Origin of the sequence: Rhodopseudomonas rhenobacensis (genome assembly GCF_014203125.1) — a bacterium.
GTDB classification, from domain to species: Bacteria; Pseudomonadota; Alphaproteobacteria; order Rhizobiales; family Xanthobacteraceae; genus Rhodopseudomonas_A; species Rhodopseudomonas_A rhenobacensis.
Genome location: NZ_JACHIH010000027.1, coordinates 52908 through 70952, shown reverse-complemented (window position 1 = coordinate 70952; position 18045 = coordinate 52908). Strand labels below are relative to the sequence as shown.

Annotated in this window: 13 protein-coding genes; 10 read left to right on the top strand and 3 right to left on the bottom strand. The window is 66.9% G+C overall.

Going from position 1 to position 18045, the window contains the following annotated elements:
* Positions 1–317 precede the first annotated feature (317 nt).
* Entirely contained in the window at positions 318–6923 is a 6606-nt protein-coding gene (locus HNR60_RS18370; RefSeq protein WP_210313669.1) for an IPT/TIG domain-containing protein, read from the bottom strand.
* Between the two features lie 632 nt (positions 6924–7555).
* Here HNR60_RS18370 and HNR60_RS18365 point away from each other — a divergent pair.
* From HNR60_RS18365 to HNR60_RS24235, 4 genes are all read left to right on the top strand, one after another.
* On the top strand, positions 7556–8080 hold the full coding sequence (locus HNR60_RS18365) for a phage tail protein (protein WP_184260356.1): 525 nt from the start codon (positions 7556–7558) through the stop codon (positions 8078–8080).
* Positions 8081–8361: 281 nt separating this feature from the next.
* A complete protein-coding gene (locus tag HNR60_RS18360; RefSeq protein ID WP_184260353.1) occupies positions 8362–8892 on the top strand; it encodes a phage tail protein in 531 nt (176 codons plus the stop codon).
* A gap of 66 nt (positions 8893–8958) precedes the next feature.
* A complete protein-coding gene (locus HNR60_RS18355; protein WP_184260350.1) occupies positions 8959–9486 on the top strand; it encodes a phage tail protein in 528 nt (175 codons plus the stop codon).
* A gap of 5 nt (positions 9487–9491) precedes the next feature.
* Positions 9492–10106 (top strand): GNAT family N-acetyltransferase, encoded by a 615-nt coding sequence (locus tag HNR60_RS24235; protein ID WP_210313667.1) that lies wholly within the window; start codon positions 9492–9494, stop codon positions 10104–10106.
* 260 nt (positions 10107–10366) lie between these two features.
* Here the strand turns inward: HNR60_RS24235 and HNR60_RS18345 are convergent, their stop codons facing one another.
* Positions 10367–10753 (bottom strand): GtrA family protein, encoded by a 387-nt coding sequence (locus tag HNR60_RS18345; RefSeq protein ID WP_184260347.1) that lies wholly within the window; start codon positions 10751–10753, stop codon positions 10367–10369.
* A 722-nt stretch (positions 10754–11475) separates the two neighbouring features.
* Here HNR60_RS18345 and HNR60_RS18340 point away from each other — a divergent pair.
* The 3 genes from HNR60_RS18340 to HNR60_RS18330 all read left to right on the top strand — a co-directional run bounded on the left by HNR60_RS18340 (position 11476) and on the right by HNR60_RS18330 (position 13177).
* Entirely contained in the window at positions 11476–12063 is a 588-nt protein-coding gene (locus HNR60_RS18340) for a PadR family transcriptional regulator (RefSeq protein WP_184260344.1), read from the top strand.
* Between the two features lie 85 nt (positions 12064–12148).
* Positions 12149–12691: a ubiquinol-cytochrome c reductase iron-sulfur subunit gene (gene petA / locus HNR60_RS18335; RefSeq protein WP_184260341.1), complete on the top strand. Its 543-nt coding sequence runs from the start codon at positions 12149–12151 to the stop codon at positions 12689–12691.
* Positions 12692–12796: 105 nt separating this feature from the next.
* Positions 12797–13177 (top strand): NifB/NifX family molybdenum-iron cluster-binding protein, encoded by a 381-nt coding sequence (locus HNR60_RS18330; RefSeq protein ID WP_184260338.1) that lies wholly within the window; start codon positions 12797–12799, stop codon positions 13175–13177.
* Positions 13178–13198: 21 nt separating this feature from the next.
* On the opposite strand, the gene HNR60_RS18325 is transcribed toward HNR60_RS18330, so the two are convergent.
* Positions 13199–13402, bottom strand: coding sequence for a YgaP family membrane protein (locus HNR60_RS18325; protein ID WP_184260335.1), 204 nt, complete (start codon positions 13400–13402; stop codon positions 13199–13201).
* A 108-nt stretch (positions 13403–13510) separates the two neighbouring features.
* Here HNR60_RS18325 and HNR60_RS18320 point away from each other — a divergent pair, with 108 nt between their 5' ends.
* Genes HNR60_RS18320 through HNR60_RS18310 form a run of 3 tightly spaced genes read left to right on the top strand, consistent with a single transcriptional unit; the run spans position 13511 to position 18034 of the window.
* Positions 13511–13843, top strand: coding sequence for an ArsR/SmtB family transcription factor (locus HNR60_RS18320; protein ID WP_430694988.1), 333 nt, complete (start codon positions 13511–13513; stop codon positions 13841–13843).
* A gap of 1 nt (position 13844) precedes the next feature.
* On the top strand, positions 13845–14834 hold the full coding sequence (locus HNR60_RS18315) for an efflux RND transporter periplasmic adaptor subunit (protein WP_184260329.1): 990 nt from the start codon (positions 13845–13847) through the stop codon (positions 14832–14834).
* The gene (locus HNR60_RS18310) at positions 14831–18034 is read left to right on the top strand and encodes an efflux RND transporter permease subunit (protein WP_184260326.1); all 3204 of its coding nucleotides are present in this window, start codon (positions 14831–14833) and stop codon (positions 18032–18034) included. The genes HNR60_RS18315 and HNR60_RS18310 overlap by 4 nt, the downstream gene beginning before the upstream one ends.
* Positions 18035–18045 lie beyond the last annotated feature (11 nt).

Genomic DNA, 18045 nt, shown 5'->3' with positions numbered 1-18045 from the left:
GGGCGTCATCGCCGCGCGCGTTGGCCGGTGGCCACCGGCCAACGCGCTAAGCCGCTTCCATCGCACATTTTGCTCAATGGGCAGATACAAGGGGGACGGCGCGATGTGAAGAACAGTGCCTCGAAAGAGGCTTCTTGCTTTGATCCGCGTCGAATCATCGGGTCCCAGGTTCGAGCCCTGGTGCGTCCACCAAGGTCCCGCTTTAAGACTAGCTCTTCAGCTAACGGCGGGGACGCCCGGATCGGGCAGTCGCGATCCTTCAAGAATCCTTTGACCTTCATGGCGCGGTGTCGCGCCGGCCGCAGTCGATATCGTTCTCAAAACGGGATCGAGGCCCGGCCGCGCAGCGTCCAGATCTGCACCGTGCCGCCCAGGCCGCCGAGTTCGGCGCCGAGCGCCACGGCGGCGCCATTGCCGAAGCGCGCCGCCAGTCCGCCGGTGACCCGCGCCGACCAGCCGTCCAGCAGCGGCACCGAGGCCAGCGGCGCCGTGCCGGCGAGCGCCACCGCCGCGGCGTCGTCGCCGGTGAAGTAGTAATCGGCATAGAGGCCCGCATAGGGCGCCAGCGTCACCGTGGCACTGTAGAGCCACGGATAGCTGGCGTTGAGACCGCCGGACGCGCGGCCGGTGAAGAAGTCGCGCTCCGCCTGCAGCGTGCCGAGGGAATCGGTGTAGGCGTTCTCGCGCTCCCACAGCGCGTAGACCCGGGCCGACGGCTCGATGGCGAAACCGTAGAGCTCGGTGGTGCCGGTGAGGCCGCCGGACACCAGCCAGCGGCGGCCGTCGAAGGTGCCGTTGGCCGCGCCTGCCGCGCCGTCATAGCCGATCCCCGAATAGGCGGCCGCCGCATCGAGGCGCAGCCCGGCCGCGAATTTCCAGGCGGCATAAGATCCGAGGGTCCAGCCGTCGCCTTTCAGGCGGCCGTTCAGCGTATCCGATCGGTAATCGAAGGTTTCGTAGCCGCCGACCACGCCGACCAACACGTTGGTCGACACCTTGCGGGTGAGGCCGATCAGCGCGTTGACCTGGTCGCCGTACAGGGCCGAAACCGTGTTGTTTGAATTCCACTGGCCGATGCTGGCCCCTTTCACTTCGGCCCACAGCAGCCAGTCTTTCGGCTCGACGAGCTGCCGTGCCGGGGCTTTGGTCTTCATGGTGTCGCGATCGATCGCCGCAAAGGCGTCGTCGACGCGGGATTTGCCGCGCCCGGCGCCGCGACCGCCGTTGCTGGCGCCGATGCCGGCGGTTTCCGCGGTGGTGCCATAGCTGCCGTTCCAACGCTTGCTGACGGTGGTTTCCGCGCTGGCAGGCCCCATCTGATCGGGATCGTCGGTGAAATTGAAACGCAGGCCGGAGCCGGACGGCGTCAGCAGTTGTCCGCCGTTGGCAAAGCCTTCCGAAATCGCGCTGTCGATCGCGCCGGAGATCGCGGCGCCCGAACTCTGCGCGATGGTCTTGGTCGCCATGATCTGCAACGCGCGCAGTTTCAGGCTGTCCTGCGGGGTATTGACCGCCTGCAGCAGCGGCGACGAGGTGCTTCCTGCGAAATTCGCATTGCCGGCGAACACCGCGGTGATGCTGTGGGTGCCGATCGTCAGCGCGCTGGTGGTCAGCGCCGCGGTGCCGCCTGACAGGATCGCCGAGCCGATCGCGACGCCGCCGTCGTTGAAGGTGACGGTGCCGGTCGGGGTGACGCCGCCGGCGTTCACCGTCGCCGTGAAGGTCACCGCCTGGCCGGCCTCGCTGGGATTGCGCGACGAGCTGAGGCTGGTGGTGGTGGCCGGGACGACGTAGCTGAACAGCTGGCTGCCGGTGCCGGTGCCGCTCGGGCTTGTTACGGCGATGTCGACGGCGCCGGCGGCATGCGCGGGCGTGGTCGCGGTGAGGCTGGTGGCGCTGACCACGGTGACGGCGGTGGCGGCGGCACCGCCGAAGCTGACGCCGGTGACGCCGATGAAATTGCTGCCGGTGATGGTGACGGCGGTGCCGCCGCTGCTAGGTCCGGAACTCGGGGAGACCGAGGCGACCGAGGGCTGTGGCGCATAGACGAACGCGCCCGGGCCGGAACTGCCGCTCCCCGAAGAGGTGATGACCGCGACGTCGACGGGGCCGGCGCCATGCGGCGGCACGACCGCGGTGATGGTGGTCGGGTTCACCACGGTGAAGCTGCTGGCCGCGATGCCGCCGAAGGTGACGCCGGTGACGCCGATGAAATTGCTGCCGGTGATGGTCACCGTCGTGCCGCCGGCGATCGAGCCGGAATTCGGCGAGATCGACGTCACCGTCGGCGCGCCGGCGTAGGTGTAGAGCCCGGCGCCGGTGCCGGTTCCGACCGGGGTGGTGACCGCGACATCGACCACGCCTGCGGCGTGTGCCGGCGTGGTCGCTGTGATGGTGGTGGCGCTGACCACGGTGACCCCGGTTGCGGCGGCGCCGCCGATCGTGACAGCGGTGGCGCCGGTGAAGTTGCTTCCGGTGATGGTGACGGCGGTGCCGCCGTTGATCGAGCCGGAATTTGGTGCGATCGAGGTCACCGTCGGCGGTGCGGCGTAGGTGTAGAGCCCGGCGCCGGTGCCGGTGCCGCCGGGTGTGGTGACGGCGACGCTGACCACGCCGGCGGCATGCGCCGGCGTCGTCGCGGTGATGGTGGTGGCACTGACCACGGTGACGCCGGTGGCCGCGGTGCCGCCGATGGTGACGGCCGTGGCGCCGGTGAAATTGCTGCCGGTGATGGTCACCGCGGTGCCGCCCGCAGCCGGGCCGGAAGTCGGCGCAATCGCCGTCACCACCGGCACCGCGTTGTAGGTGTAGAGGCCGGCGCCGGTGCCGGTGCCTCCCGGGGTGGTGACGGCGACGTCGACGGTCCCGGCGGCGTGCGCCGGCGTGGTTGCGGTGATGGTGGTGGAATTGACCACGGCGAAGCCGGTGGCCGCGCTGCCGCCGATGCTGACCGCGGTGGCGCCGGTGAAGTTGCTGCCGGTGATGGTGACCGCCGTGCCCCCTGCGGTCGGACCGGCGCTCGGCGAGATCGCCGCCACCGTCGGCGTCCCCGCATAGGTGTACAGGCCGGCGCCGGTGCCGGTGCCGCCGGGGGTGGTGACGGCGACGTCGACGGTCCCCGCGGTATGCGCCGGGGTGATCGCGGTGATGGTGGTGGCGCTGACCACGGTGACGCCGGTCGCCGGACTGCCGCCGATGCTGACGGCGGTGGCGCCGGTGAAGTTAGTACCGGTGATGGTCACATTGCTGCCGCCGGAGATCGGGCCGGTGTTCGGCGCGATCGACGCCACCGTCGGCGTCGCGGCGTAGGTATAGAGACCGACGCCGGTGCCGGTGCCGCCCGAGGTGGTGACCGCGACGTCGACGGTGCCCGCGGCATGCGCCGGCGTGGTTGCCGTGATGGTGGTGGCATTGACCACGGTGACGCCGGTGGCTGCGCTGCCGCCGATGGTCACGACGGCTGGGCCGGTGAAGTTATTGCCGGTGATGGTAACGTTGGTGCCGCCGGAGATCGGGCCGGCGTTCGGCGCGATCGACGCCACCGTCGGTGATGCGGCGTAGGTGTAGAGACCGACGCCGGTGCCGGTGCCGCCGGGAGTCGTGACCACCACGTCAACGGTGCCCGCGGCATGCGAGGGCGTGGTTGCGGTGATGGTGGTGGCACTGACCACGGTGATTGCGGTGGCCGCGGCGCCGCCGATCGTCACGGTGGAGGCGCCGGTGAAGTTGGTACCGGTGATGGTCACGTTGGTGCCGCCGGAGATCGGGCCGGCATTCGGCGCGATCGACGCCACCGTCGGCGTCGCGGCGTAGGTATAGAGACCGACGCCGGTGCCGGTGCCGCCCGAGGTGGTGACCGCGACGTCGACGGTGCCCGCGGCATGCGCCGGCGTGGTTGCCGTGATGGTGGTGGCGTTGACCACAGTGACGCCGGTGGCTGCGCTGCCGCCGATGGTCACCGCGGTGGGGCCGATGAAATTGCTGCCCGTGATGGTCACCGCCGTGCCGCCGGAGAGCGGACCCGCGGCCGGGCTGATCGCCGTCACCGTCGGCGCGTCCGGCAACGGCGTTACGCTGTTCGACGGCGCCGAGGCCGCGCCGGTGCCGGCCGAGTTGGTCGCCGTGACCGTGAACGTATAGGCGGTGAGATTGGCCAAGCCGGTGACCGTGATCGGCGAGGCGGGGCCGGTGGCGGTGATGCCGCCCGGCGAGGAGGTCACGGTGTAGCTGGTGATCGCTGCGCCGCCGTTCGAGGCCGGCGGGCTGAAGGTCACGGTGGCCTGGCCGTTGCCCGCCGTCGCCGTGCCGATGGTCGGCGCGCCGGGCACGACGGCGTTGACGGCGAAGCTGCGGGTGACCGTCGTGGCCGCCTGGTAAGCGCCGTTGCCGGCCTGATCGGCGTTGATCGTACAATTGCCGGCGGTCACGAAGGTCAACGTGCCGCCGGAGGTGATGGTACACACCCCGGTCGTCGAAGACGTGAAGGTCACCGGCAGGCTGGAGGTGGCGCTCGCGCTCAGCGTCGGGCTGGTGCCGAAGGTCTGCGCGCCGGGCTGCGCGAAGGTGATGGTCTGTGCGGCCTTGGGCGTGACGCTGTTGGAGGCGGCCGAGGCCGCGCCGGTGCCGGCCGAGTTGGTCGCCGTCACCGTGAACGTATAGGCGATGCCGTTGGTCAGCCCGGTGACGGTGATCGGCGAGGCGCCACCGCTCCCGGTGAAGCCGCCGGGCGAGGACGTGACGGTGTAACCGGTGATCGCCGAGCCGCCATTCGACGCCGGCGCCGTGAACGTCACCGTGGCCTGCGCATCGCCGGGCGTGGCGGTGCCGATGGTCGGCGCGCCGGGCACGATGGCGTTGACCGCGAAGCTGCGCGTCACGGTCGGCGCGGCCTGATAGCTGGTATCGCCGGCCTGGTCGGCGTTGATGGTACAGGTGCCGGCGGTCACGAAGGTCAACGTGCCGCTCGGCGTGACCGTGCAGACCCCGGTCGTGGTCGAGCTGAAGGTCACCGCCAGGCTTGAGGTGGCGCTCGCGCTCAGCGTCGGGCTGGTGCCGAAGGTCTGCGCGCCGGGCTGCGCGAAGGTGATGGTCTGTGCGGCCTTGGGCGTGACGCTGTTGGAGGCGGCCGAGGCCGCGCCGGTGCCGGCCGAGTTGGTCGCCGTCACCGTGAACGTATAGGCGATGCCGTTGGTCAGCCCGGTGACGGTGATCGGCGAGGCGCCACCGCTCCCGGTGAAGCCGCCGGGCGAGGACGTGACGGTGTAACCGGTGATCGCCGAGCCGCCATTCGACGCCGGCGCCGTGAACGTCACCGTGGCCTGCGCATCGCCGGGCGTGGCGGTGCCGATGGTCGGCGCGCCGGGCGCGATGGCGTTGACGGCGAAACTCTGCGAGACGGTCGGAGCGGCCAGGTAGGTGCCGTCGCCGGCCTGGTCGGCGTTGATGGTACAGGTGCCGGCGGTCACGAAGGTCAACGTGCCGCTCGGCGTGACCGTGCAGACCCCGGTCGTGGTCGAACTGAAAGTCACCGCCAGGCTTGAGGTGGCGCTCGCGCTCAGCGTCGGGCTGGTGCCGAAAGTCTGCGCGCCGGGCGGCGCGAAGGTGATGGTCTGTGCGGCCTTGGGCGTGACGCTGTTGGAGGCGGCCGAGTCCGCGCCGGTGCCGGCCGAGTTGGTCGCAATCACCGTGAACGTATAGGCGATGCCGTTGGTCAGCCCGGTGACGGTGATCGGCGAGGCGCCACCGCTTCCGGTGAAGCCGCCGGGCGAGGACGTGACGGTGTAATCGGTGATCGCCGAGCCGCCATTCGACGCCGGCGCCGTGAACGTCACCGTGGCTTGCGCATCGCCGGCCGTGGCGGTGCCGATGGTCGGTGCGCCGGGCACGACGGCGTTGACCGCGAGGCTGCGCGTCACGGTCGGCGCGGCCTGATAGCTGGCATCGCCGGCCTGGTCGGCGTTGATGGTACAGGTGCCGGCGGTCACAAAGGTCAAGGTGCCGCCGGTGCTGATGGTGCACACCCCGGTCGTCGAAGACGTGAACGTCACCGGCAGGCTGGAGGTGGCGCTCGCACTCAGCGTCGGACTGGTGCCGAAGTTCTGGGCGCCGGGCTGCGCGAACGTGATGGTCTGCGCCGCCTTGGGGGTGACGCTGTTCGACGCTGCCGACGCCGGGCCGGTGGCGTTCGAATTGGTCGCGGTGACGGTGAACGTATAGGCGGTGCCATTGGTCAGGCCGGTGACCGTGATCGGCGATGCTGGGCCGGTGGCGGTGATGCTGCCCGGCGAGGAGGTCACCGTGTAGCTGGTGATCGGGGAGCCGCCGACCGAGGACGGCGGTGTGAAGGTCACGGTGGCCTGGGCATCGCCGGCGGTGGCGGTGCCGATCGTCGGCGCGCCGGGCGCCAGCGACGGCATGTTTGTCACCGATATCGTATAGGTGGTGTCGGTAATGGCGTAGTAAAAGCCCGTATCGATCAGGTACTGGCAATTTGCTGAAATCGGGCAGCTTTGCGACGCATAGTAAACGGGAATACTGCCCGACGTCGACGTACCTAGCGTTGTCAGTTTGATCGTGTAGCCGTTGAACGTCAGACCGTCGCCGACGGAAATCGGCGTGACCAGGAAAATTGCGCCATTTCCGCCACCGATGGAGGCTGCGACCGGATTGCCGTCGCTGTTATTGTCGTACATCGGGGCATCGATCTGCGAATCGAAGCCGTTCGTCGTATACAGACCGGCGCGCACCGCTTCCGAGCAGTCAGAGACGTCCAGCGTTCTTGTATCATTGAGGGCCGCGCCGGTGAAATCGACGCTGGTTTCGCAAGCGGCATTGGCCATCGACGTGCCGAACACCGTCACGGTGAGGCCGATCGCCAACGCCGCGACCCGCCCCAGCCGAGCGGCGATGGAAACCCGCCGCAAACGGCGCGATCGCAAACCAAGACCACAGATCGCCGGAATCCGCGCGTCCGACATTTGCTTCGCGAGGCTCAGCCGAATATTTCGAAACATGCTCCAGCCCAATTCCGAACTGACGAGCCGCAGGGCTGACCCGCACCTCGTGTGAATTGAAGAATTCGAAGAATTCAATGTCGTCACGAAGGAAGTCGTCACGAAGAATGTCGTCACGAAGAAAGACGCGATTGCGGAAATATCAAAATCTGCGGCAGATGCCGCCGAGATGCCTCACTCCCAGTTATCCTCAGGACCCGTTTGGCCAACGGTAATCCGCCGACGAGGTCGGTTCCGCGCATTCCATCCTGCGGCCGTCCGACCCTTCCGGGAGCAAATAAGGCCCACTTTAGGATCGGTTGCAAGATGGTGACTACTCAATTCGCCTGTATTTCGAGCGGTTTTGGCGATCTTCCGGTGTTCGTGGCAATTCCGCCACACGACTAACCGATGTCAAATCGAAGTGGCGGTGCGACGCAGCAAGATCGCCTGCTAATCATGATTAGTAACGACGAAGCGCCTTGACAGGCTTCGATGCGTTGAAATAGCTTGCTCACTACAAGATATTTATTGTTAGTTATTTCGAGCTTCGAGGTGCTTTGATGCCGCTGGAGCCATTTGTTGGGCAGATCATGCCCGCCGGTTTTGGAATCGTACCGAGGAATTGGGCGCCCTGCGATGGGCGGCTGCTTCCGGTCCAAAATTACCAAGCGTTGTTTTCGTTGCTCGGCGTGACCTATGGCGGCAATGGTGTCGCAACGTTTGCGCTGCCGGATCTGCGCGGGCGAGCCGTCTTGGGGTGCAATTTGAGCACGGTGGCGTGGGGCTTGGTCAGCGGCACCGAGACCGTGACGCTCACAGTCGACCAGCTCCCGCGTCATAATCACATGATCCAGGCGACGACGAGATCCGGCACGGGCCGCGCGGCGCCGCCGACCAACAAGATCTTTGCCACCACCACCGCGGAAGAATCGATCTTCGCTCCGGCCGGTAGCAATGAGGTGCCGTTGGTGGTGGGCGGCAATGTCGGATACGACGGTGGCAGTCTGCCGCACAACAACATGCAGCCGTATCTCGTCGTCAACTATCTGATTGCGCTGAACGGCATATTCCCGCCGCGCCCGTGACGGTCGCGCGCTTGATGATTGAAAATCGTCTCGTCGATTGTTTGGTCGCCGGTCCGCTTGCGTGGCCTTGCCGCTACCAAAGTGCTTGCGGCGAGCGGCCGGGCAATCGTCCGCGTCTATGGCTCTGAACGTCTCCGGACCTGAACAGGTCTTTGAAAGAGTTGCGCTTGCTCCACCCCGCCTTCGGTCTCGAAATGATGTCTTCCGCCTCACATACTCGACCGATAGGTTCGCTATCCTCGCAAGGAAGTTGGTCAGGAAGTTGGTAAGGAAGTTATCCGATGTCAGATCCCTATGTCGGCGAGATCCGTCTGTTCGGTTTTCCGCGAGTGCCCACGGGCTGGCTGGCCTGCGACGGCTCTCAACGCAGCATCGCTGAATACGAGGTCCTCTACGCGGTGATCGGCACCACTTTTGGCGGCGACGGTGTGAACGTCTTCAACGTGCCGGACCTGCGCGGCCGGGTGCCGATTTCGCAAGGAACCGGAGCCGGTGGACTGACCCCGCGCGTGCTGGGGCAGGCCGCCGGTGCGCCGGAGCAGACGTTGCTGGACCAGAACACCCCACGACACAGCCATCCGCTGATCGCCACCACCAATGCCGGCACCACGGCGACACCCGGCGACACCGTGCATCTGGCAGCCGCCACTCCGGATACCTTCAAGCTCTATGCGCCCGATCCGTCGAGCACGGTTGCGCTGGCCGCCTGCGTCGTCCCGGCCGGCAGCAATATGCCGCACGACAACATGATGCCAAGCCTGGCGGGCAATTTCTGCATCGCCTGGGTCGGGGTCTTCCCAAGCCAGAACTGACGCGCGCCTGAACGACGACCCAGCGCGCCGACGCGCCGGCGCCACGCAATCATCCAGGGGGATTTCATGGCTCAGCCCTATATCGGAGAGATTCAGGCCTTCGCGTTCGGTTACTGCCCGGAGGGCTGGCTGCCGTGCTATGGACAGACCCTGAGCATCCAGCAATACACGCCGCTGTTCGCGCTGATCGGCACGGCCTATGGCGGCAATGGCAGCAGCACCTTCATGCTGCCGAACCTGGTCGGCCGTGTCGCGATCAGTCAGGGGCAGGGACCCGGCCTGAGCCCGTACCAGGTCGGCGATCAGCCTGGTGAGGCGGGTGTCGCCCTGCAGATCGACCAAATGCCCTGGCACACCCATTCGCTGCAACTTGGCAGCAAGGGCAGCGCCAATGCGACGGCGGCGCCGGCCGCAGGGTCCAGCATCGCGGTCGATCCGAACTTCAACGGCTTCCTGCCGCCTCCGGCGGACACCACCTTTGCTCCCGGCGCGATGGGGCTGAGCGGAAACTCTGAGCCGCATCCCAACATTCAGCCGACCTTGGCGATGATCTATTGCATCGCGACCCAAGGGGAATTTCCCTCGTTCGGATGAGCGCCGTGGCGCCGGCTGCCGCCACGCCGCCGCGGCCTCGCGGGGCGATCGTCGCGGCGCTGCGGGTCGCCGATCTCGACGTCCGCGTGCGTGCGACGGCGGCAGCCGACGCGGCGTTCTGCCGTGGCCTGTTCCATGAGGAGCGCGCGCCGCAGTTTGCGGCGCTCGGGCTGAGTGACGCAATGCTGACGGCGTTGCTGGATCAACAGTATCGGGCGCAACAGCTCGGCTATCAGCAGAATTGGCCCGACGCGGATGACGCCGTGATCGAGCACCGCGGTAGATCAGTCGGGCGGCTGATGCTGGCGCTGCTGCCGGAGCCTCCAGGCGCCGGCATGCCGATAAGCGAGGCCCGCGGTGGCGCGTCGCACCTGGGCGCCGGCACCTTGCATCTGATCGATATCGGCATCTCGGCCGCCGCCCGCGGTGACGGCATCGGCACCGCGGTGATCGGCAGCCTCGCAGGCGCGGCTGCGATGCTCGGCGCGAGCCGGCTGTCGCTGTGCGTGCTGCGGGGCAACGTCCGTGCCCGCCGGCTCTATCAACGCCTCGGCTTCGTCGCGGGCGCCGGCGACAGTCACATCGCGATGATCAAGGAGCTCCGCTGCAGCGGACGCTGATCTCGCACCGCTGCAGCCGCTGCCGGGACTGTCGGTCGCGCCGCTGCGGCGGCTGGCGCCGCGATCTGCATCAACGATCCCTTCGCGCACGGCGTCCGAACGATATATCTTATCGGGTCCTCGCGCAGCCGAGTGACCTCCGGATTGATAGGGATGGGCGCGCCGAGCCACACCAGCCGGGCAATCGAGGTCGCCCGTCACACGGCGCACCCATGTGGCAGGCGGACACGACGCGATCGCGGCGAGCGCAAGTGAGGAGATCATCGGAACGAGTAGTCGCGATGACCGATGTAGCTGCTGACGACCGGAGTGGCGACGCCGATGACGTGCGCGAGCAGCTGCGAGTGCCAGGTCAGACCGATGGCCGGAAACAGCAGTCGTTCAAGGCCGACGCTCACCAGCCAGACTTGCGCGAGCGCGAAGGCGTTGACCACACAAAAGCGGCCGTATTGAACGGCGACCGGCGCCGACGATCTGCCGAAGACGAAAAACTTGTTGAGAAAAAACGCGGCGGTCATTCCGACCAGATAGGCGAGCACCACCGCGGCGTCGAACGGCACCGCCAGCTCGAAGACAATCCGGGCAACGATATTCAATGCGGCAGCGGCGGCGCCGACGGCGAGAAATGTCGCGAACTTTTCTGTCACGACAGGACGTCAGAAGTCGATATGACGATCGAACAGCCGTTGAATTTGCGACCACACCCACCAAAGCAGCGCTAGCACCAGAAGTGTTTGTATCGTGGCCATTGGGTAACTCGGTTGTCTGCGAAGGCTGCGCGTGAGTGGTCGCCGCCTCAAGGTGTCTATGTTATTCGACGCCGCTCCACACCGCAACTAAGGTATGATTCGATTAGTTCGTCACAGAGCTCTGGATTGTGTCGATGTGTCTCTGTTAGTTGCGGATCGAGATCGCCCGTTTTCTGTAAGTCGCTTCGGCGACTCATCTCGACCAAAGCAGCTCGTTCAATGCCTGCTGATGCAACGTGCAGTAGCCCGGAGAATTCTTGCTGCGTATGAGTTGCGTCGGTCTGCTGTTTGCATCGTTCGATTCCGCGAAGTCGAGATTGTTGCGCGCAACCGGCGGTGCGCATTGCTCTCGTGGAGCGTGCGCCGAGTCCTCTTCTCGCGTTATTCGATTAGTTAGTTGTGGCTCCGGAGCGGACGGAGCACCGCAGTGACGTGCACCCCGTCTGCCGCCGGTTGCTGCTGCGGTTGCGAAGCTACGGTCGCGGGACTTTCGCCGCAGCCCGGCCACGGCGCACGGATCGGCTGCATTGCGATGAGGGGCAACCGGGGCGAACAAAAAAGATATATCTTTACGCGTGTCCGCTAAGCTATATTAGAAGATATATCTTTTGGAGTTCTCGATGGACGATTTCGGTGGCCGACGCTGTGGCGGAATGGGGTGTCGCGGACGCCGGGGTGGCGGACGCGGCGCCGGCGGCGAAATGCTTCGCGTCGGGCGCATGCTGGGGCAGGGCGACCTCAAGCTGATCGCTTTGGCCTTGATCGCCGAGCAGCCCCGCCACGGCTACGACATCATCAAGGTCATCGAGGAAAAGACCGCGGGCTGGTACGCGCCGAGCCCGGGCGTGGTCTATCCGACGCTGACCTTTCTGGAAGAAGTCGGCCACCTGACCGCGCAGCCGGAAGGCGCCAAGAAGCTCTACGTCATCACCGAGGAAGGTGCCGGCTATCTCGCCGACAATCGCGCCGTTGCCGACGCGGTGTTCGATCGGCTGACGTCGGTCGGCGAGCGCGCCGAGCTGTTGCGGCAGCGCAACGATCAGGCCGCCGCCGGAACTGCCGAGGCCAACGCCTTGCCCGCCCTGGTCCGCGCGGCGCTCGACAATCTGCGCGACGTCGCCATCAAGCAACTCGGCAAAGACTCCGAGGCCGAAGCCGAATTGGTCGCCGTGCTGGCGCGCGCGGCGGGAGAGCTACGCAAACTCTGACAAGGCCGTCACGGCGATGATGTATTTCTGAACTCAACCACGCGCTCCGCAAGGACGGCGCAACCAAGCCAAGCAGGAGACCCCGATGACCACCGCAACACTTCTTCCGGAACAACCGACACGGCGCGACGTGCTCTATCTTGCGACCGGCGCCGTCGCCGCCGTGGGCGCGGTCGCCGCGGCCTGGCCGTTGGTGGTGCAGCTCAACCCCGACGCCTCCACCGTCGCCGCCGGCTTTCCGCTCGAGGTCGATCTCGCGCCGATGGCGGCCGGGCAGGTGATCAAGGTGTTCTGGCGCGGCCAGCCGATCTTCATCAACCACCGCACCCCGCAGGAGATCGAATCGGCGCAGACCGCCGACTGGCAGAGCTTCCGCGATCCGCAGCCGGACTCCGCGCGGGTCAAGCCCGGCCACGAGCAATGGCTGGTGGTATCGGCGATCTGCACCCATCTCGGCTGCATCCCGACCGAACACCAGGGCAATTACGAGGGCTGGTTCTGCCAGTGCCACGGCTCGCAGTACGACTCCTCCGGCCGCGCCCGGCTGGGGCCGGCGCCGCTCAATCTTGCTCTGGTGCCGTATGAATTTCTTTCCGACAGCAAGATCCGGATCGGCACCACCGGCTGATCTGATCGCTCGCTGCTTTCACGACATTGACCCCGTCGCGGCGAAGCCGCGCCGGCGCGCGACGCCGCGCGCCGCAAATCCCTTGTGCTTGAGAAAGACCCACCCATGCTGATCGCCGTCGCCAGCCAGAATTTCCGCACCGTCACCGGCCACGCCGGCAAGAGCCGCCGCTTCCTGGTGTTCGACGCCGCGCCCGGCCAGCCGCCCCACGAGGTCGAGCGGCTCGATCTGCCGAAGGAGCTTGCGATCCACGAATTCCAGGACGACGGCGCGCATCCGCTGGATGCCGTCGACGTGGTGATCGCCGGCAGCGCCGGCGCCGGTTTCGTCAACCGGATGGCCGCGCGCGGCGTGCAGACCGTGGCCACCGCGGAAACCGATCCGGCCGCCGCCGTCGCGCAGTTTGTTGCCGGCACGCTCATTGCGCCGGCGCCGCACGTCCACGGCGCCGAAGAGGGCGGCTGCGATTGCAACTGCGGCGGCTGACGCCGTCCGCGGCGGCGCCGGTCAGGAGAACGCCGCGCCGCTGCGCAATCCGAGCTTCCGGAACGCGATCGCCGCCGGGCAGAACCCGGTGATCGCGGCCTGAATCATGTTGGCGCCGGCAAAGCCCGCGAGCAGCAGCCAATACGGACTGGCCAGCCAGCCGAGCAGCAGGCTGGTCAGCACCACGCTGCCGGCAAAGCCGAGCACCGCCTGATCGATATTCATCGCATCGTCCTTTCTCGCTGTCGGCGGACCAGGGACAGCCACGCCGGCCGGTTGACTTCATATTCGTATATGCGTATATACGCAACTATGAAAATGAACATCGACGCGATGGAACAAGCCGCCGATCAGGCCAGCGAATTGTTGAAGGCGCTGTCCAACCGGCACCGGCTGCTGATCATTTGTCAATTGGTCGACGGCGAACGCTCGGTGGGCGATCTCGCCCAACTGTTGGGGCTGCGGGATTCCACGGTGTCGCAGCATCTGGCGCTGCTGCGCAAGGACGGGCTGGTGGCGGCGCGGCGCGACGCCCAGACCATCTACTACTCGATCGCCAGCGCGCCGGCGCGCGAGCTGCTCACCACGCTGTATCGGGTGTATTGCCCGCCCGCGCTGAACAAGACCTCGCCCAAATCTCCCACCAAGACAGCGAAGAAGACCTAACATGCGCGGCATCCTCGCCTGCGGCCTGCTGGCTGCGCTTCTGATCCCTGCGACGCCGCTCCGCGCCGAGCCGCTCACCGTGGCGGCGCGGACCGTGGCCGACGACAAGGCGGTGTTCGCCACCGTCGAGAGCGTCAGCGTGGTGCCCGCGCGCGGCCGGATCGGCGGCACCGTGGTGCAGCTCAAGGTCAAGGAAGGCGACGCCGTCACCCGCGGCCAGGCGATCGCCGCGATCGGCGACGAGAAGCTGGCGCTGCAGATGAAGGCGCTGGACGCGCAGATCGACGCGCTGCAGGCGCAATCGAGCCAGGCGCAGATCGATTTCACCCGCGTCGAGGGCCTGGTCGAACGCGGCACGCTGCCGCGCGTCAAGCTGGATGAGGCGCGCACCGCGCTCAACGTCGCCGAGAACGGCTTGCGGGCGCGCACCGCCGAGCGCTCCGTGGTGCAGCAGCAGTTCAACGAAGGTGAGGTGCTGGCGCCGGCCGATGGCCGGGTGCTGAAAAAGCTGGTGGCGGTCGGCTCGGTGGTGCTGCCCGGCGACGCGGTGGCGACCATCGCGCAGCAGGATTTCAAATTGCGGCTGCGGATTCCGGAGCGCCACGCCCGCTCGCTGAAGCTCGGCGACAAGGTGCGGGTCGACGGCGGCGAGATCGGTGCGGCGGCGCCGCGGTTCGGCACCATCGATCTGATCTATCCGCAGATCGAAGACGGCCGCGTCGTCGCCGACGCCAAGGTCGACGGGCTCGGCGAGTATTTCGTCGGCGATCGGCTGCGGGTGTGGATCGCCGGCGGCGAGCGCTCGGCCTTTGTGATCCCCGCGAACTACGTGACCACGAGATTCGGCATCGACTACGTCAGCATCGAGCAGCCGGGCGGCGCCATCGTCACGCCGGTGCAGCGCGGCCGCGACGCGCCGAGCCCGGAGCTGCCTAACGGCCTCGAGATCTTGTCCGGGATCGGCAACGGCGACCGCCTGGTGCAGCCGTGAAGCTCGGACTGTCGGGACGATTGACGCAGGCCACCATCGGCTCGCCGCTGACGCCGCTGTTTCTGCTCGCAGCCTTGATCGTCGGGCTGTTCGCGCTCATCGCGATTCCGCGCGAGGAGGAGCCGCAGATCAGCGTGCCGATGGTCGACATCCGCGTCAACGCCGACGGCTTGCGCGCACCGGACGCGGTCGAGCTCGTCACCAAGCCGCTGGAAGCCATCGTCAAGAGCATCGACGGCATCGAGCACGTCTACAGCCAGACCGAAGACGACCGCGTCATGGTCACCGCGCGGTTCCTGGTCGGCACCAAATCGGAAGACGCCATCCTGCGCGTCCATGAAAAGATCCGCGCCAATCTCGACCGCATCCCGGTCGGCATCGCCGAGCCGTTGATCGTCGGCCGCGGCATCAACGACGTCGCGGTTTCCGTGCTGACGCTGTCGCCGACGCCCGAAGCCGCCGCGCGCTGGACCGACAAGGATCTGTTCGAACTCGCCGACAAGCTGCGCGCCGAACTGATGAAGGTCGACAGCATCGGTCTGACATACATTTCCGGTGGCGGCGCCCAGCAGATCCGGGTCGAGCCCGATCCGGAGAAACTGTCGCTGTTCGGCGTCACGCTGCAGCAACTGGTCGCCAAGGTGAAGGACGCCAACCGCTCGTTCCTGGCCGGCGCGGTGCGCGACGCCGGCATCGTGCGCAGCGTCTCGGCGGGGCAGACGCTATCCGGGATTCCCGATATCGGGCTGTTGCTGATTGCGACCCGCGACGGCCGCCCGGTCTACGTCAAGGACGTGGCGTCGGTGGTGATCGGCCCCAACGCCAGCGAGCATCGGGTGTGGAGCGAGGCGCGCGACCGCAACGGCGACTGGCAGCGCGTGCCCGCGGTGAGCCTGGCGCTGGCCAAGCGCGCCGGCGCCAATGCGGTGGTGGTGTCGAAGGCGATCGCCGAGCGGCTCGACGGCTTGAAGGCGCGGCTGATCCCCAATGATGTCGTCGTCACGGTGAGCCGCGATTATGGCGAAACCGCCAACGACAAGGCCAACGAGCTGTTGCTGCATCTCGGCATCGCGACGATTTCGATCGTGGTGCTGATCGGCTTCGCGATCGGCTGGCGCGAGGCGCTGGTCACCGCGGTGGTGATCCCGACCACGATTCTCTTGACGCTGTTTGCCGCCAATCTGATGGGCTACACCATCAATCGCGTCAGCCTGTTCGCGCTGATCTTCTCGATCGGCATTCTGGTCGACGACGCGATTGTAGTTGTGGAAAACATCGCACGGCATTGGGCGATGCAGGACGGCCGGCCGCGGCTGCAGGCGACCATCGAAGCCGTCGCCGAAGTCGGCAACCCCACGGTGATCGCGACGCTGACGGTGGTCGCCGCATTGCTGCCGATGCTGTTCGTCTCGGGGTTGATGGGCCCCTATATGGCGCCGATCCCGGCGAACGCCTCGGCGGCGATGCTGTTCTCGTTTTTCGTCGCCATGGTGGTGGCGCCGTGGCTGATGCTGCGGCTGGCGCCGCGCGACGGCGCCGTGGTCGCGGGACATGGCGGGCACGACGAGGGCCGGCTCGGCCGGTTGTATCGCCGCATCGCCACGCCGATCATCGCCAGCAAGCGCTCGGCGTGGATTTTTCTGCTCGGCGTCGGCATTGCGACTTTGCTGTCGATGGCGCTGTTCGCCACCAAGTCGGTGACGGTGAAGCTGTTGCCGTTCGACAACAAATCCGAGATCGCCGTGATGGTCGATCTGCCGGAAGGCGCCAGCCTCGAGGCCACCGAGCGCACGCTGTTCGCCGCAGCCGCCATCGCGCGCGGTCTTCCCGAAATCAGTTCGGTGCAAAGCTATGCCGGCACGCCGGCGCCGTTCAACTTCAACGGCCTGGTGCGGCATTATTACTTGCGCGAGCGGCCGGAGCTCGGCGAGCTGCAGGTCAATCTCGCCGGCCGCGAGCATCGCGCCCGCGCTAGCCACGCCATCGCGCTCGATCTGCGCGAGCGGCTGAAGGCCGTCGTGGTCCCCGCCGGCACTAGTATCAAGGTCGTCGAAGTGCCGCCCGGACCGCCGGTGCTGTCGACGCTGCTCGCCGAAATCTATGCTCCCGACGCCGCGACCCGGCGTGCTGTGGCCTTGGAGACCAAGAAGCTGTTCGCCGAGGTGCCGTTCATCGTCGATATCGACGATTCGATCGGCGAGAAGCGGCCGCGGCTGCGGCTGTCGATCGATCAGGATCGGCTGGAATTCTTCGGCGTCGAGCAGCGCGACGTCTACGACACCATCGCAACATTGTTCGGCGGCGTCTCGGTCGGCTATTCGCATCGCGGCGAGGACCGCAACCCGATCGAGATCGCGGTGCGGCTGCCGAAGCGTGATCTTGCCTGGACCGAAGCCTTGGCCTCGACCCCGGTGCCGGCCAACGCGCAGCCCGGCGCCAAGACCGTGGTCGAGCTCGGGCAGGTGGTGAAGGCGAGTTACGAGGACGGCTCGCCGATGCTGTTTCGCCGCGACGGCCGCTTCGCCGACATGGTGATGGCCGAACTCGCCGGACGCTTCGAGGCGCCGCTCTACGGCATGTTCGCGGTGGCGGACAAGATCGACGCGCATGATTGGGGCGCCTTGCCGAAGCCCGCGATCGCCATGCACGGCCAGCCGTTCGACGAATCCAAGCCGACGCTGCTGTGGGACGGCGAGTGGGAGATTACTTACGTCACGTTTCGCGACATGGGGGCGGCGTTCGGCGCGGCGATCCTCGGCATCTATGTGCTGGTGGTGGCGCAGTTCCGCAGCTTCAAGCTGCCGCTGGTGATCCTGACGCCGATCCCGCTGACGCTGATCGGCATTCTAATCGGGCATTGGCTGCTCGGCGCCGCGTTCACTGCGACGTCGATGATCGGCTTCATCGCGCTGGCGGGCATCATCGTGCGCAACTCGATCCTGTTGGTGGATTTCATCCGCCACAGTCCCGGGCAGCACAAGACGGTGCGCGAGATCGTGCTGCAGGCCGGCGCGGTGCGGTTCAAGCCGATCCTGCTGACCGCGCTGGCCGCGATGATCGGGGCGGCCACCATCCTGCTCGACCCGATCTTCCAGGGGCTGGCGATCTCGCTGCTGTTTGGCCTCGCGTCTTCGACGCTGCTGACGGTCTTGGTGATTCCGGCGATCTATGTGGTGCTGCGCAGTGAGAAGCGGGCTTAGCCGCCGGCGTC